The organism is Neisseria sp. P0009.S008, assembly GCF_051958615.1.
Classification (GTDB): domain Bacteria; phylum Pseudomonadota; class Gammaproteobacteria; order Burkholderiales; family Neisseriaceae; genus Neisseria; species Neisseria subflava.
This window is the reverse complement of sequence record NZ_JBQCVG010000003.1, coordinates 1-15,853: the sequence shown is the minus strand read 5'-3', so window position 1 is coordinate 15,853 and position 15,853 is coordinate 1. Positions and strand designations below refer to the sequence as shown.

Below are 15,853 nucleotides of genomic sequence, written 5' to 3'. Positions count from 1 at the left end.
CGTTTTATTATTTTCAGTATCCATCATCATGGGGAAATTTATCGAAAATAGCTTATTAGCAACTCCAATATCGAGTAGAAAGGAGGATAACAATATGGATAAACTCTTTATAGCAGCCATATTTAACTACGCACATACAGTCGGATTGGGTATTCTACTGACCAAAAAATCTTTAAAATAAGAAAAAGGTCGTCTGAAAATATAATATTTCAGACGACCTTTTTTCCACTACCACCATAGCGCCCGAACATAACACGGACAAACACCATGCCAACCGACAACCGCCCGACTCTTGCCATCGACACCAGCACATCCTTTCTGTCCATTGCATTGGAACATCAAGGCGAAATCCGCCTGTTTCACGAAAACGTCGGCACCAAGCAATCCGAACAAATCCTGCCGCAAATCGAGCGCCTCTTTAAAGAAGCAGGCATTACTGCCGCCGATTTGGGCTGCATCGTTTATGCACAAGGCCCCGGCGCATTTACCGGCCTGCGTATCGGCGCGGCGGTTGCACAAGGTTTGGCCACGCCGTTTGACACGCCCATGATCGGCATTCCCTGCCTCGATGCCACCGCTTCGCTGCTGCCGCCATCCAGTTGCGTACTGGCGGCCACCGATGCGCGCATGGGCGAAGTGTTCTACGCATGGTTTGATACGCAAAACCACGTCCGCTTGAGCGATTACACGGTTGGCAAAGCCGCCTCTATTGCCACGCCCGAAGGCAAAACGCCTAGCGGCGGCATCGGTAACGCCTTTGCCCTCGCCGACAAACCGCCTTTTGACGGTCAAGCCGATATGCCGACCGCCACCGACTATCTTAAACTTGCCCGCAGCAGCCACTATCTTGCTACTGACGCGGCACACGCCGAGCTGCTCTACGTCCGCAACAAAATTGCCCTGACCGCGCAAGAGCAAGCCCAACAAAAGGCCAAACCGTGAACCTGCGTCCAGCCGTACTTGCCGACTGCCCCACCCTTGCCGCCATCGACGCCCAAGGCAATCCTTCGCCGTGGACGGCGCAGCAGTTTGAATCAGCCGTTCAACACCATCCTGACAGCGTTTGGCTCAGCCAGGCAGACCACCAAATTACCGGCTTTATCGTGTGGCAAACCGTGTTTGACGAATCCGAGCTGCACCTGATTGCCGTCGCGCCCGAATACCGCCGCCAAGGCATTGCGTCCGTCCTGTTGCAACACTGGCAAAACGCAGTGCAACAGCAAGGCGCAACCCGATTGCTGCTCGAAGTCCGCGCAAGCAATGAAACCGCGCAACAGCTCTACCGCAAACACGGCTTCCAAACCTGCGGCCGCCGCAAAAACTACTACGCCCTGCCCGACGGTGGCAGCGAAGACGCCGTATTGATGGAGAAATCATGTTAAGCAGCCGCTACCTGCACCTGCACGAAGCCTTGGGCTTGGGCCCGATGTGGCTGAACCAAAACGCCAAAATCATCCATGCCGCACCTCAAGCCGCAGCCGCACCCGTCCGCCCCAAAGCCATTGCTGCCGATACCGCGCAAGCCGTGCGTACTTTATCGGCTGGTGCACATCAAGCACGCACTGCCGCCATTGCCACTGCGCAAACGGCTAAACCTGCTGTCCGCGTTCCCGAAGCAGCACCCAAAGCCATTGCCGAAACAACGGCAAAAACAGAAAAAGCCGCGCATTCAGACAATCTGCCCCGTCTTGACGTAACCATCAGGTCGTCTGAAATCATGGTGGTCAGCATTTGCCCGTCCACCGAAGACAGCCTGCACGGTACGCTGTTTAGCGGCGACGTCGGCATGCTTCTCGATAATATCCTCGCCGCCATCGGCCTCAAGCCCGAGCAAGCGCATAAAACCGCATGGGTCAAAACCGCACCCGTGTTCACCGCCCTGCCCGATGCCGAACACATCCGCTCCGAGCTTGCCGAAATGCAAAACGAGCTGACCGCTTCGCAAGCGCGCGCAGTCTTATTTCTCGGCAAAATCTTTGATAGCCCAGACATGATCGGGTTGATGAACGAATTGTGCGCAGAGCGGCCGCATTTCGTCATTCCCCATCCCGCCCGCCTGCTGATGCAGCCGCAACTCAAAGCGCAGGCATGGCAAATCTTAAAGCCATTGAGACAGCTTTTGGCCAAGGCCGTCTGAACATTCTGTTCAACCTGAAATCAGGTTTTCACCAACAAAAAAGGGCGTGTTCGACACGCCCTAATGTTTATCAATATTCTGCCGAATGCCAGAAAGGCTGACCCACCGTCGGCGTACTGGCGCGCGCTTTCTCACGCGCCTCCACAGGTTCCGCCTCATAAGCCAGACGGCCCGACTCGACCGCAAGCGCAAAAGCGCGTGCCATATTGACCGGATCGCCGCTGCGGGAAACGGCGGTATTCAGCAGCACGCCGTCAAAGCCCCATTCCATCACTTGCGCCGCCTGCGAAGGCAAACCCAAACCCGCATCAATAATCAACGGCGTGTCGGGCAGGCGTTCGCGCAGGACTTTCAGTGCATAAGCATGAACCGCGCCCAAACCCGTGCCGATCGGTGCCGCCCACGGCATCAACGCCTGACAGCCTGCGTCAAGCAGTCGGCGGCAGGCAATCAGGTCTTCGGTGCAATAAGGCAGCACTTTGAAGCCGTCTTTAATCAGGATTTCCGCCGCTTCGACAAGCTGGAACACATCGGGCTGCAACGTGTCGTCATCGCCGATAAGTTCGAGCTTGATCCAATTGGTATCAAACACTTCACGCGCCATTTGCGCAGTGGTCACGGCTTCCTGAACGCTTTGACAGCCTGCGGTATTGGGCAACACAGGTACGCCCATTTCTTCCAACAACGACCAAAAGCCCTGCCCGTGCGCTTCGCCGCCGCTGCCGGCACGACGCAACGAAACGGTAATCATCGCCGGTTGCGCGATTTGGACAGACTGCTTGAGGATTTCCGGCGTCGGATAAGCAGCCGTACCAAGTAGCAGCCGTGAAGGGAAAGTTTCTCCATATAAGGCAAACATGATGGATTCCTTTGTATTGTTTTTTAGATTTTAAACATGGGGCAATCGGGCAACCCTGCCCGATATTCAAACAGGCAAAAGTCGGGCGCAAATACCCGACCTGTTGATTGCAAACCGCTTATCCGCCGACTACAGGGCGCACGATGTCCACTTTATCGTTTTCGTTTAAAACCGTTTCCGCATACGCGCCTTTGGCGACAAAATGGGTATTGACGGCAACGGCAAACGGTTTTTGCGGCGTGGTTTGGGCGATAAGGTCGGCAACGGTTGTGCCGTTTAATGTGACGGTTTCATTGTTCAATATAATCTTCATGATGTTTGCTCCTCTTGTCAGACTTCTTATTTTCAGACGGCCTTATTCATCCCACAAAGCCTGAAACGCTTTAACCACGGCTTCGGGATTTTCCGCTTCGGTAACGGCGCGGACGACGGCGAGGGAGGAAACGCCGGTGGCGAGTACGGCTCGGGCGTTGTTCAAATCGATGCCACCGATGGCGACGACGGGCGTGCCGCGAGCCTGTTTCACATATTCGCGCAGTTTCTCCAAGCCTTGCGGGGCGGTGGGCATTTGTTTGGTCGTGGTCGGGAAAATCGCGCCGCTGGCGACATAGCTGGGGTGTACGGATAGGGCGCGGTCGAGTTCGGCGACGGAGTGCGTACTCAAACCCAAGCGCAAACCAGCGGTGGCGATAGCGGCGAGGTTGGCGGTGTCCATGTCTTCCTGCCCGAGATGCACGCCGTATGCACCTGCAGCAATCGCTTCGCGCCAGTGGTCGTTGATGAAAAGCTGGGTTGCGCTGTTTTGACAAGCGGCGACGCAACGTTCGATTTCGCGTTTCAACTCGTCGCCATGCAAGGTTTTACAACGTAGTTGCACCGTGTCGGCACCTGCTTTGACCATGCGCTCGACCCAGTCGGCAGTGGGAACGACGGCGTAAAATTTTAGCGGGGATTTGAGTGGCGGGAAGGTCATGACAGCTCCGAAAGGAATAATTCGTTGTTATATTATCAGAAAAGGCCGTCTGAATAATATTTGTTTTCAGACGGCCTTTTAAACGGTTTGAAAAAGGACGTGTCAAATACGTCTTTTTTCCTATTACAACAGGAACATGGTTGCCAATCCCAAGAAAATCAGGAAACCGCCGGAGTCGGTGACCGCGGTAATCAGCACCGAGCTGCCCAATGCCGGGTCGCGTCCGGCTTTGTCCATCATGACGGGAATGAGGACGCCGACGGTCGCGGCAAGCAGAAGGTTTAAGGTCATCGCGGCCACCATGACCAAACCGATGCCGATGTTGCCATAGAGCAGCCATGAAATCACGCCCATGACCGTGCCCCAAATAATGCCGTTGACGAGGGCGACGCCGATTTCTTTTTTCAACAGGCGGCCTGCCTGTGTGCTGGTCATTTGCCCCATCGCCATGGCGCGGACGATCATGGTGATGGTTTGGTTGCCGGAGTTGCCGCCGATACCGGCGACGATGGGCATCAGTGCGGCCAGCGCGACGATTTTCTCGATACTGCCTTCAAATGCGCCAATTACGCGGCTGGCGATAAAGGCGGTACACAGGTTGATGGCGAGCCACATCCAGCGGTTTTTCACCGAATCCCAAACGGGCGCGAACAAGTCTTCCTCTTCCTGCAAACCCGCCATGTTCAACATATCCGCTTCCGATTCTTCGCGGATCACGTCCACCATTTCGTCAATGGTGATCCTGCCGATCAGCTTTTTGTTTTCATCGACAACCGGCGCAGTTACCAAGTCATAGCGTTCAAACGCCTGCGCCGCTTCTTCCACGTCGTCTTCCGGACGGAAGCGCACGACTTCGGTGGCCATCACGTCCGCCACCATGTCTTCGGGGTCGGCGACCAAGAGTTTGCGGATAGGCAGCACGCCTTGCAACACGTCGTTTTCATCGACCACGAAAATCTTGTCGGTATGGTCGGGCAGGCTGTCGAAACGGCGCAAGTAGCGCAACACGACCTCACACGTCACATCGGCGCGGATGCTGACCAATTCAAAGTCCATAATCGCGCCGACTTGGTTGTCTGCGTAAGACATCGCCGCTTTGACCTGCTCGCGCTCTTCTTCATCACGCGTTTGCAGCGCTTCGTACACCACTTGGTGCGGCAAGTCGTCTGCCAGTTCTGCCAATTCGTCTGCGTCCAAATCATCGACGGCGGCCAACAGCTCGTCTTTGTCCATGGACTCGATCAGCATTTCACGCACGGAGTCGGATACTTCCAGCAAGACTTCGCCGTCGTCTTCAGGGGCGACCAAAAGCCAAACGATGTTACGCTCGCGCGGTGGCAGGGATTCCAAGACGGCGGCCACGTCGGCAGGGTGCAACTCGGCTAAGAGGACGGTCAGCTCTGTGAACTTGTCGCGCAGGCTTGCGTCTTCAATCGGCACACCGGCTTCGATTTGTTCAAAGGCCGGCTCGAGGACTTCGCATAAGGCATGGATGCGGTCGATATCGTCAGAGATGCGATCGTCGGAAATGCGGTCTTCTACCACATCATTGTCGGGGGTATTGTCGAGATTCGGAGGGGTTTGTTCGATGCTCATAAATGCTCCGCCCGCCGGACGCGGGAAGGCATTTCGGCGAGATGATTATTGTTGTTGTGTATCAGATGGGAAGTTCAAAGGCGAACTGGGAAGGTCCATAATTCAAGCCTGCTGAGAGGCGAAGAGTTGCAAACGGTACATATTCTACTCTTTTTTAGGCCGTTTTACCATTTTTAACGGGAAAGGCCGTCTGAAATTTAAATTTCAGACGGCCTTTTCATTTGCTCAAACCTTATTCTTTAGGCAGGCGCAGGACGGAGACGATGAATCCGCCCCAAATGACGATCAATGCGACAAGCATCATAATAATGGCTGAAGTACTCATTATTCGTCTCCTTCACGTTCGTGTTCATGTTCGTCTTTGACGTTGAAGTTCTGACCATGTTTCCACGGCAAGAACGACAGCAGGACAGACAATACCAAGAGAGCGCCCACCATGCCCCAACCAAAGATATTGAGGAAGCTGTCAGGATAGCCGCTGTAATTCTCTTTTAAGAGGCCGGCGGTATCTTGATAAAGCATATAGCCGAGCATAGCGACGGTAACCACCACGCTGGCAGTCCAAACTTTACCGACACGGATGGAAGACAGCGCGTTCAAGTGATTGCGCAGTTCCGGCAGCTTGTGCAACAGGACAATCGCCAGAACGTAAACAAAACCAGAAGCCACAATGCCGTAGGTATTGATGAATTTATCCAATACGTCCAACACAGGCAGGCCGGTGGTCGTACCGAACAGCAAGGTAGAAATAATCGCCATTGGCACGCCTGCAATCAGAGTCGCGCTGACACGGCCGATGTTCATTTTGTCTTGAATCGCGGCCACAATCACTTCAACGATGGAAATCATGGAAGTTACACCGGCAAACACCAGCGAGCCAAAGAACAACACGCCGATCAACGCGCCCATAGGGGCTTGGTTGATGATGGTCGGGAACGCGATAAACGCCAAGCCGATACCGCTGGATGCCACTTCGCTGACTTCCTTGCCTGCCGCGTGCGCCATAAAGCCCAATGCTGCGAATACGCCGATACCGGCGAGCAACTCAAAGCTGCTGTTGGCAAAGCCTACAACCAAGCCCGTGCCGCCCAAGTCGGTTTTTTTCTTCAGGTAAGAAGAATAAGTAATCATAATGCCGAAGCAGATGGAGAGCGAGAAGAAAATCTGGCCATATGCGGCTACCCAGACTTTCGGATCTGCCAAACGGCTCCAGTCAGGCGTAAACAAAGCGTCCAAACCTTTTGCCGCACCCGGCAGAGTCAGGGCAATGCCCACCATGATGACAAACATCACCACCAACAAAGGCATGAAGAATGTGGATGCACCGGCTACACCTTTTTGTACGCCCAAAGCCATAATCGCCAGCGTAAACACCCAGACGGCAATCAGCGGGCCGGCAACTTTGCCGACAAAATCCAAACCCAAGTCTTTGGCATCGGCCATTTGCAGGAAGTCTTTGAAGAAGAAGGTCTGCGGATCCGCACCCCATGCCGAAGTCAAAGAATAATAGGCATAGCTTGCCGCCCAGCCGACAATCACGGCGTAGTAGATACAGATGATGACGTTGGTCAGGAAGTTCCACCAACCCATCGGCTCAAACAAACGGCCGAGGCGACGGAAAGCCAAAGGAGGCGAACCGCGGTAACGGTGGCCGATGGCATAGTCGAGCAGCAACAGTGGAATACCTGCCGTCAACAGCGCAACCAAATAAGGGAGGATGAAAGCACCGCCGCCGTTGTCGAAAGCGATGTAAGGGAATCGCCAAATGTTGCCTAAGCCCACGGCCGAGCCGATGGCAGCAAACATAAAGGCGCGGCGACTGCTAAACGTCGCGCGTTCGCTGGATTGAGAATTTGACACGATGAACCTCTTAAAAGTCGAGTGTCGCCAAGGCCGTTCAGCCTTGCGCGTATATATTTAGGAATCAGGCCGGACAAGCCGGTCGGTTAAAGTAGATATTCGGACAAGGATAATATCCGGTATAGAGGATGCACCGCTTATGGCCATGCAAACACAATCTGACCTTATCGTAAAAAAATTTAACACTGTTGGCAAGTCAGTATTGAATTTAAATCACAAGCAAAATCTTCATACACTACGACTAAAACCTTCATACACTTAATTTATATAACCCCAAACACCGCACAACCCCTCCGTTTCCCCCCCTCCCTTGCTCCGACCATTTTCCCTTTGCTAAAAACCGCCCCCTTATCCGGCAAGGAAGAGCAGGAATCCAAGACGTTTAAATTCCATGTCATCAAAAATGTTCAGACGGCCTTTTACTTTTGCTCCATCAAACCCGGGCCGTCTGAAAATTACACTGTTGTATGTTGTAATCAAAAGCCACACTCAAATTCTGTTTAATATAAACAAAAACAATCCGCCTCTTCCCGTTTTCTTCATTACCATGATTTAAAACGAGCATAAAACACTAAAAACAGAATTAATAAAAAATAAAATTTCAAAAAATATACAATAACAATAAATTCAAACCCATACTCCTACTCTAATCATCTACAATTAAAAATAATCGAACCTAAAAATTTCAATAAAACATTAATTACACAACACTACAATTTTGCTATAATTGCCACCATTCGCTCCATAACCCAAAACCCAAAAGAAGAGGAAAAGCCATGGGTATCAAAGTTGCCATCAACGGCTACGGCCGTATCGGCCGCCAAGTAGTGCGCGCTATTTTCGACTACAAACTGCAAGACCAACTCGACATCGTTGCCATCAACGCCAGCGGCAGCATCGAAACCAATGCTCACCTGACCAAATTCGACACTGTTCACGGCCGCTTCAACTCTGAAGTTTCCCACGACGAGAAACACCTCATCATCGACGGTAAAAAAATCCCTTACTTCTCTACCCGCAACCCAGCCGAATTGCCATGGGGCGAATTGGGCGTTGACCTGGTAATGGAATGTACCGGCGCGTTCACCAGCAAAGAGAAAGCCAAAATCCACTTAGAAAGCGGCGCGAAAAAAGTGCTGATTTCCGCTCCCGGCGGCGATGACGTTGACGCAACCATCGTTTACGGCGTAAACGACGACGTGATTACCGACGACATGACTGTTATCTCCAACGCGTCTTGTACCACCAACTGCCTGGCACCTGTTGCCAAAGTGTTGAACGAAAACATCGGTATCGTAAACGGCGTGATGACCACCATCCACGCGCTGACCAACGACCAAACCGTAACCGACGTACGCCACAAAGACCTGCGCCGTGCGCGTAGCGGCGTGGAAAACATGATTCCGACCAAAACCGGTGCTGCAAAAGCCGTCGGTTTGGTATTGCCGGACCTGAAAGGCAAACTCGACGGCCTCGCCATCCGCGTACCGACCGTCAACGTTTCCCTGGTTGACCTGAGCTTCCAAGCAGGCCGCGACACTTCTGCCGAAGAAATCAACGCGCTGATGAAAGCCGCGTCCGAAGAAGGCCGTCTGAAAGGCGTATTGGCCTACAATACCCTGCCGCTGGTTTCTATGGATTTCAACCACACTACCCAAGCCAGCACATTTGACTCTACGCTGACCAAAGTCACCGCAGGCAAAATGGTTAAAGTGTTCGCATGGTACGACAACGAGTGGGGCTTCAGCTGCCAAATGCTGAACACCGCGCGCCGTATGTTCGGTTTGGAAGTACGTCCGTTCTAATCGGCTTCCAACACAAAGGCCGTCTGAAACATCTTTTCAGACGGCCTTTTGTATTTCCTTTAAAATATCGCATTCCCATTTATTTTCAGACGGCCTCTTCATGTTTCCCAACGAATCCGCCCCCAATCTCCTGCAAGGCTTGAACCCCGAACAACTCTCCGCCGTAACCTGGCCGCCGCAATCCGCCCTCGTTTTGGCAGGCGCGGGCAGCGGCAAAACGCGCGTACTGACCACGCGCATCGCATGGCTTTTGCAAACCGGTCAGGCAACACGACATAGCATTATGGCAGTTACGTTTACCAACAAAGCTGCAAAAGAGATGAATCGTCGTGTTAGTGAACTCTTACATCTCAAAGATACAGGGGAAACAACAAGAGCAGAACCCATGCTGATCGGTACATTTCATGGGATTTGTCATCACCTTCTACGAAGACACCACCGCGACGCTGGCCTTCCCTCTTCCTTCCAAATCCTCGACAGCGGCGACCAGCTTTCCCTCATCAAACGCCTGCTCAAAAGCCTCAACATCGCCGAAGAAATCATCGCGCCGCGTTCGCTGCAAGGCTTTATCAACGCGCAAAAAGAATCCGGCTTGCGCGCTTCCGTATTGAGCGCGCCCGATCCGCACACACGCCGCATGATTGAGTGCTACGCCGAATACGACAAAATCTGCCAACGCGAAGGCGTGGTCGATTTTGCCGAACTCATGCTCCGCAGCTACGAAATGCTGCAAAGCAACGAAATCCTGCGCCAACACTACCAAAACCGCTTCAACCACATTCTGGTTGACGAGTTCCAAGACACCAACAAGCTGCAATACGCGTGGCTGAAACTGATTGCCGGCAACCACGCCGCCGTCTTTGCCGTCGGCGACGACGACCAAAGCATCTACCGCTTCCGCGGCGCAAACGTCGGCAACATGACCGCGCTGATGGAAGAATTCCACATCGACGCGCCCGTCAAACTCGAACAAAACTACCGCTCCGTCGGCAACATCCTCGCCGCCGCCAACGCCGTCATCGAAAACAACGACGAACGCCTCGGCAAAAACCTGCGCACCGACGCCGAAGCAGGCGACAAAATCCGCTATTACTCCGCCTTTACCGACCTCGAAGAAGCCCAATTCATCGTGGACGAAACCAAAGCCCTTGAACGCGAAGGCTGGGATTTGGACGAGATCGCCGTCCTCTATCGCAGCAATGCCCAATCCCGCGTTATCGAACAAAGCCTGTTCCGCAGCGGCATCCCCTACAAAATCTACGGCGGGCTGCGCTTTTACGAACGCCAAGAAATCAAACACGCGCTCGCCTACCTGCGCCTCGCCGTCAATCCCGACGACGACAACGCCCTCTTGCGCGTGATCAACTTCCCACCGCGCGGTATCGGCGCACGCACCGTCGAAAACCTTCAGACAGCCTCAACCGAACAAGGCATCACCCTCTGGCAGGCAGCCTGCAATGCCGGCGCAAAAGCCGCCAAAATCGCCGCCTTCGTCCGCCTGATTGAAGCCCTGCGCAACCAAGTCGGACAAATGCCCCTGCCCGAAATCATCGTCGGCATCCTCAAAGACAGCGGCCTGACCGAACACTACCGAACCCAAAAAGGCGACAACCAAGACCGCCTCGACAACCTCGACGAACTGGTCAACGCCGCCATCGAGTTCAAACCCGAAGACAGCAACTTCGAAATCCTGCCCGACAACATTTCAGACGACCCCGCCTTCCCCATCCTCGCCTTCTTAAGCAACGCCGCCCTCGAATCCGGCGAAAACCAAGCAGGCGCAGGCGAAAAAGCCGTCCAACTCATGACCGTCCACGCCGCCAAAGGCTTGGAATTCAACGCCGTCTTCCTCACCGGCATGGAAGAAGGCCGCTTCCCCAGCGAATACTCCCTCGCCGAACGCGGCGGCCTCGAAGAAGAACGCCGCCTCATGTACGTCGCCATCACCCGCGCCCGCAAACGCCTCTACATCACCATGGCGCAACAACGCATGCTGCACGGACAAACCCAATTCGGCATCGTCTCCCGCTTCGTCGAAGAAATCCCACCCGAAGTGCTGCACTACCTGTCCGTCAAAAAGACCGCCTACGACAGCTACGGCAGCCCGCGCCAAACCGCCGCACCCAAAGACAAAATCATCGACGATTACAAACAGCCCCAAACCTACGCGGGCTTCCGCATCGGACAAAACGTCCGCCACACCAAATTCGGCACCGGCGTCATCATCGATGCCGTAGACAAAGGCGAATCCGCCCGACTGACCATCAACTTCGGCAAACAGGGCGTGAAAGAGCTGGATACCAAGTTTGCGAAATTGGAAGAGATGTAAAAGGGAGACGGCAGAGGTCGTCTGAAACCCGTAGCGTGGGCTTTGCCCACGAATCAAACTCAAATTTCAGACGACCTTTTTTAGCCGTCATTATCGTGGGCAAAGCCTACGCTACAATGTACACCGAGAGGCAAAAGGCCGTCTGAAAACTAGATTTCAGACGGCCTTTATTCTAAAAGTTTTCAGACGACGTTTGAGATTGTCTGAAAGTTGGAAACAATGGTTTGAACAGCAAAAAACGCGTGCGTGCGTACCGCACACACCCTACACATTGGTTTTAAAGTTTGTGCCGCCCGCAGGTAAGGTGTGTGGCGTAGCCACGCACGCGGTTGGTAGGGATGCAGGCTACGGCTTGCTGCACCTCGGTTTTAAAGTTTGTACCGCCGCAGGTAGGGTGTGTGGCGCAGCCACGCACGCGGTTGGCGGGGATGCAGGCTACGGCTTGCTATAAATCTTTTTCTAACAACGTAACTGTTACAGTGTTATTTTCTACTTTATAAACCGAAATTTTATGAATAGTTGGATAAGATATCTTCAGTGTTGATGCGATAATAGAATTAAATAAAGTTTCATATTCATCATTAGTCTCATCAGTAATTCTGTATAGACTTTTTCCCAAATTTGTTAGTTCTATAAATTCTAATTTTAAATTTTCTCTATTTGATGAATCATGAAATGCAATCAAATTGCTCCTTTGATAAATATGAAAATAATTAAAATTGTTTTGCGTATATCGTGGGATCTTCTCTACTTCTTTAATACTTCCTGGAATTTTTGATATCAATCCGATATCATATAATATATTGAATATTTTATGCTTTTCATTATTTGGCATAAAGTCTGCAATAATAAAGCCTTCTCCAATGATATAAGGTAATGTTTTAAGGAAAATTTCAATCTCATGTTTAGAGACCATAGACAATAAGTTTAAAAGTCTCAGGCTGACTGTATTTGGTTTGGATACTTCTTCGGCTAATAATTTTCCCCATAGCTGCTTCATCTCAACTTCATCAATGTTTTTCGCATATTCTCTCCATTGATTGAAAAAACTCTGTGATGCGTTTTCATCTGTATATTCTTTTTGCGAAAATTGAGCCATTACACTTTGGACAGCAAATTCAATACATTGCTGGACATTATCAGCTTGTTTCTGCTCAAAGTTTGTTATATTCCCATCACTATCTATGTCCAATTGTCCTTCCTCAATAAGCTTAGCCTCTCTCTTCGCTTTAGCCTCAATCAGTAGATTAGCTGCTTTTTGTTTGGCAATTCGCTTTCCAAAGAACAATTCAAATATTTTTCCTACGCCATTAGGAATACTTTCTACTAATGGTGTCAAATCAGCTTTAATTTTGGGTAATAATGGCATAAAAAATTTTCTCTTTTATAGATGATTGAATTTTGAGATTCTATTACTCAATCACTCCGCACCAAATAATAATCCTTCCTTAATTCCCCGAATTTTATCACGGAGAACAGCAGCCTCTTCAAACTGCAAATCCCTAGCCGCCTGCTGCATGGCTTTTTCCAGTTTGGCAATTTCTTTAATCGCGTCTTCTTCGTTGTGAATCTCACCGACTTTAACTTTGTTTTTGCCTTTCAGACGACCTTTGCCGCCGTCTTCTTCGTGGTACACGCCGTCGATGATGTCTTTGACCTGTTTTTTAATCTGCTGCGGTACGATGCCGTGTTCTTCGTTGAATTTCATCTGTTTTTCGCGGCGGCGTTCGGTTTCGTCGATGGCGGCTTTCATGGAGTCGGTGATTTTGTCGGCGTACAGGATGGCGACGCCGTTCACGTTGCGCGCGGCGCGGCCTATGGTTTGAATCAGGCTGCGGTGTGAGCGCAGGAAGCCTTCTTTGTCGGCGTCGAGGATGGCGACGAGGGAAACTTCGGGAATGTCGAGGCCTTCGCGCAAGAGGTTGATGCCGACGAGTACGTCAAACAGGCCGAGCCGCAAATCTCTAATAATTTCAACGCGCTCTACGGTGTCGATGTCGCTGTGCAGGTAGCGCACTTTGATGCCGAGTTCGCTGTAGTAGTCGGTGAGTTGTTCCGCCATGCGTTTGGTGAGGGTGGTAACGAGCACGCGTTCGCCTTTTTGAATGCGGTCGTTGATTTCGCTCATTAAGTCATCGACTTGGGTGGCGACGGGGCGGATGATGATTTGGGGGTCGACCAGCCCTGTGGGGCGGACGACTTGTTCGACCACTTGTCCGGCGTGTTCTTCTTCGTATTTGGCGGGGGTGGCGGAGACGAAGACGGTTTGCGGCATGACTTTTTCAAATTCGTGAAATTTGAGTGGGCGGTTGTCGCGGGCGGAAGGCAGGCGGAAGCCGTAATCCACGAGGTTTTGTTTGCGCGAGGCGTCGCCTTTGTACATGCCGCCGATTTGGGTAACGGTAACGTGGCTTTCGTCGATGAACATGATGGCGTTGTCGGGCAGGTAGTCCATCAGCGTGGGCGGCGGTTCGCCTTCTTTTTTGCCGGAGAAGTGGCGGGAGTAGTTTTCGATGCCTTTGCAGAAGCCCATTTCGTAGAGCATTTCGAGGTCGAAACGGGTGCGCTGTTCGATACGTTGTTGTTCGACGGGGCGTTGTTCGCGGGCGAAAAATTCGATGCGTTCGCGCAATTCTTCTTTGATGGACTCGCAGGCGCGCAATACGGTGTCGCGCGGGGTAACGTAGTGGCTGGACGGGAAGACGGTGTAACGGCCGACGCGCTGGTGCAGGCTGCCTGAAAGCGGGTCGAACATATCGAGGCGGTCGATTTCGTCGTCGAACAGGCTGATGCGTAAGGCGTTTTCGGAGCTTTCGGCGGGGTACACGTCAATCACGTCGCCGCGCACGCGGAAGCTGCCGCGTTTGAAATCCAAATCGCCGCGTTCGTACTGCATGGAAACGAGCGTGGCGATGATGTCGCGCTGCTCGATGGTGTCGCCTTCTTTGACGGACAACACCATTTGTTGATATTCGGTCGGGTCGCCGATACCGTAAATGGCGGACACAGTGGCAACGATAATCACGTCGTCGCGCGTCATCAGATTTTTTGTGGCGGAAAGGCGCATTTGCTCGATGTGTTCGTTAATCGCACTGTCTTTTTCGATGAACAAATCGCGGCTGGGCACATAGGCTTCTGGCTGGTAATAGTCGTAGTAAGAGACAAAATATTCCACCGCATTTTCGGGGAAAAATTCGCGCATTTCAGCGTAGAGCTGGGCGGCAAGGGTTTTGTTGTGCGCCATGATGATGGCGGGGCGGCCGCTTTGGGCGATGACGTTCGCCATGGTGTAAGTTTTGCCCGAACCGGTTACGCCGAGAAGGGTTTGATAGGCAAGGCCGTCTGAAAGCCCTTCGAGCAGGCCGGCAATGGCGGTAGGCTGGTCGCCGGCGGGCGGGAAGGGTTGGTGGAGTTTGAATGGGGAATTTGGGTATTGGATGACTTCCATATTGCCGCCTGTTTTATGTTCAGGTAAAGAGAGGATTATAACAAAGGGCCGTCTGAAAATTGATAGTGTGCCAATCTGACAAGACTAAATATTTCATCTCCTTCCTTAGCTAACTAAGGTTGGTTGTGTTAGCCGGAACAATTAAACTCCCCTCTCCCAAAACGTGTCCCCCACGTCCTTTTTCTTTATCCGCATCCTCCCTTTCGATCAGGTTTCTATCCCGTAAAAGGCCGACACTCCGCATCATTGCCCCTAAATATCTCCTCGCCGTCCGTACAGCTGCCCTTCCCCTTCATCTTCCCGCACACCACCGCAGTCAACGACTCGTTCAAGCGCAATACCCTCGGCTCCGCCTCCCTGTCCAACGCCACTGCCTTCAGGGTAAACTTCCCCTCCAAGATCCCCTTAGCCTGGCCGCTCATCCTGATACAGAAACCGCCCGCCTCCTTCACCGGCAGCTCCGGCCACTTCGTCGACGTCAGCTTAAAGCTGCCCTTTTTCGTGTAGAACTGCTCCATAAAGCGCGCATTTTCCAGCAGGGCGGCATGCGCCGCACGCAGGTTGGCCGATCGAACCGATTCCCGGTAGGCCGTAAATGCCGCCATCGCCAATATCGAAACCAACAACATCACCACCAACAGCTGTATCAAAGAATAGCCCCTCTGCACAGTTGCCCTATTCCGTTTTCCATCAAATACATTTAAGTACATCTCTTTATTCCCTTTATCTTTTATATCCTCATCCGACAAGAGGCTATCCGTTTATCCCTTTACCCAATGTAAAGTCTCCATTTGTCCAGGTCTTCATTCCCGGCCCCATACAAAGCCGCCCGTCAACCCGAACCGC

At 52.2% G+C, this 15,853-nt stretch carries 15 protein-coding genes; 6 read left to right on the top strand and 9 right to left on the bottom strand.

The features are described 5' to 3' along the window. The first annotated feature begins 267 nt into the window (after positions 1-267). The 3 genes from tsaB to ACTHSQ_RS03005 are packed head-to-tail and all read left to right on the top strand — an operon-like array spanning position 268 to position 2,137. Positions 268-942, top strand: coding sequence for a tRNA (adenosine(37)-N6)-threonylcarbamoyltransferase complex dimerization subunit type 1 TsaB (tsaB, locus tag ACTHSQ_RS03015; protein ID WP_137041224.1), 675 nt, complete (start codon positions 268-270; stop codon positions 940-942). Beyond that, positions 939-1,382, top strand: coding sequence for a ribosomal protein S18-alanine N-acetyltransferase (gene rimI, locus ACTHSQ_RS03010; protein ID WP_137041225.1), 444 nt, complete (start codon positions 939-941; stop codon positions 1,380-1,382). Before tsaB ends, rimI begins: the two co-directional genes overlap by 4 nt. Next, on the top strand, positions 1,376-2,137 hold the full coding sequence (locus ACTHSQ_RS03005; protein ID WP_137041226.1) for a uracil-DNA glycosylase family protein: 762 nt from the start codon (positions 1,376-1,378) through the stop codon (positions 2,135-2,137). Before rimI ends, ACTHSQ_RS03005 begins: the two co-directional genes overlap by 7 nt. A 70-nt stretch (positions 2,138-2,207) precedes the next feature. Here the strand turns inward: ACTHSQ_RS03005 and ACTHSQ_RS03000 are convergent, their stop codons facing one another. The 6 genes from ACTHSQ_RS03000 to ACTHSQ_RS02975 all read right to left on the bottom strand — a co-directional run bounded on the left by ACTHSQ_RS03000 (position 2,208) and on the right by ACTHSQ_RS02975 (position 7,425). Next, a complete protein-coding gene (locus tag ACTHSQ_RS03000) occupies positions 2,208-2,996 on the bottom strand; it encodes a thiazole synthase (RefSeq protein WP_440371750.1) in 789 nt (262 codons plus the stop codon). Between the two features lie 118 nt (positions 2,997-3,114). Next, complete coding sequence (thiS, locus tag ACTHSQ_RS02995; RefSeq protein ID WP_440371751.1) at positions 3,115-3,309, bottom strand: sulfur carrier protein ThiS; 195 nt, start codon at positions 3,307-3,309, stop codon at positions 3,115-3,117. Positions 3,310-3,351: 42 nt separating this feature from the next. Continuing rightward, positions 3,352-3,969, bottom strand: coding sequence for a thiamine phosphate synthase (gene thiE, locus ACTHSQ_RS02990; RefSeq protein WP_440371752.1), 618 nt, complete (start codon positions 3,967-3,969; stop codon positions 3,352-3,354). Positions 3,970-4,092: 123 nt separating this feature from the next. Then, positions 4,093-5,565, bottom strand: coding sequence for a magnesium transporter (mgtE, locus tag ACTHSQ_RS02985; protein ID WP_440371753.1), 1,473 nt, complete (start codon positions 5,563-5,565; stop codon positions 4,093-4,095). A 232-nt stretch (positions 5,566-5,797) separates the two neighbouring features. After that, positions 5,798-5,890, bottom strand: a complete 93-nt coding sequence (locus ACTHSQ_RS02980) for a methionine/alanine import family NSS transporter small subunit (protein WP_036472778.1) — start codon at positions 5,888-5,890, stop codon at positions 5,798-5,800. Continuing rightward, a complete protein-coding gene (locus tag ACTHSQ_RS02975; RefSeq protein WP_083318832.1) occupies positions 5,890-7,425 on the bottom strand; it encodes a sodium-dependent transporter in 1,536 nt (511 codons plus the stop codon). Before ACTHSQ_RS02975 ends, ACTHSQ_RS02980 begins: the two co-directional genes overlap by 1 nt. Positions 7,426-8,201: 776 nt before the next feature. On the opposite strand from ACTHSQ_RS02975, the gene gap reads away from it, so the two are divergent. The 3 genes from gap to ACTHSQ_RS02960 all read left to right on the top strand — a co-directional run bounded on the left by gap (position 8,202) and on the right by ACTHSQ_RS02960 (position 12,010). Continuing rightward, the gene (gap, locus tag ACTHSQ_RS02970; protein WP_003682614.1) at positions 8,202-9,230 is read left to right on the top strand and encodes a type I glyceraldehyde-3-phosphate dehydrogenase; all 1,029 of its coding nucleotides are present in this window, start codon (positions 8,202-8,204) and stop codon (positions 9,228-9,230) included. A 100-nt stretch (positions 9,231-9,330) separates the two neighbouring features. Next, positions 9,331-11,559, top strand: a complete 2,229-nt coding sequence (gene uvrD, locus ACTHSQ_RS02965; protein WP_440371754.1) for a DNA helicase II — start codon at positions 9,331-9,333, stop codon at positions 11,557-11,559. Positions 11,560-11,758: 199 nt separating this feature from the next. Then, positions 11,759-12,010, top strand: coding sequence for a hypothetical protein (locus tag ACTHSQ_RS02960; protein ID WP_440375942.1), 252 nt, complete (start codon positions 11,759-11,761; stop codon positions 12,008-12,010). Here the strand turns inward: ACTHSQ_RS02960 and ACTHSQ_RS02955 are convergent. The 3 genes from ACTHSQ_RS02955 to ACTHSQ_RS02945 all read right to left on the bottom strand — a co-directional run bounded on the left by ACTHSQ_RS02955 (position 12,005) and on the right by ACTHSQ_RS02945 (position 15,717). After that, the gene (locus ACTHSQ_RS02955; RefSeq protein WP_440371756.1) at positions 12,005-12,928 is read right to left on the bottom strand and encodes a DUF2806 domain-containing protein; all 924 of its coding nucleotides are present in this window, start codon (positions 12,926-12,928) and stop codon (positions 12,005-12,007) included. The two genes, ACTHSQ_RS02960 and ACTHSQ_RS02955, sit on opposite strands and share 6 nt — an antisense overlap. 51 nt (positions 12,929-12,979) lie before the next feature. Next, positions 12,980-15,007, bottom strand: coding sequence for an excinuclease ABC subunit UvrB (gene uvrB, locus ACTHSQ_RS02950; protein WP_440371757.1), 2,028 nt, complete (start codon positions 15,005-15,007; stop codon positions 12,980-12,982). 215 nt (positions 15,008-15,222) lie between these two features. Further along, the gene (locus tag ACTHSQ_RS02945) at positions 15,223-15,717 is read right to left on the bottom strand and encodes a type IV pilin protein (RefSeq protein ID WP_440375944.1); all 495 of its coding nucleotides are present in this window, start codon (positions 15,715-15,717) and stop codon (positions 15,223-15,225) included. Positions 15,718-15,853 lie beyond the last annotated feature (136 nt).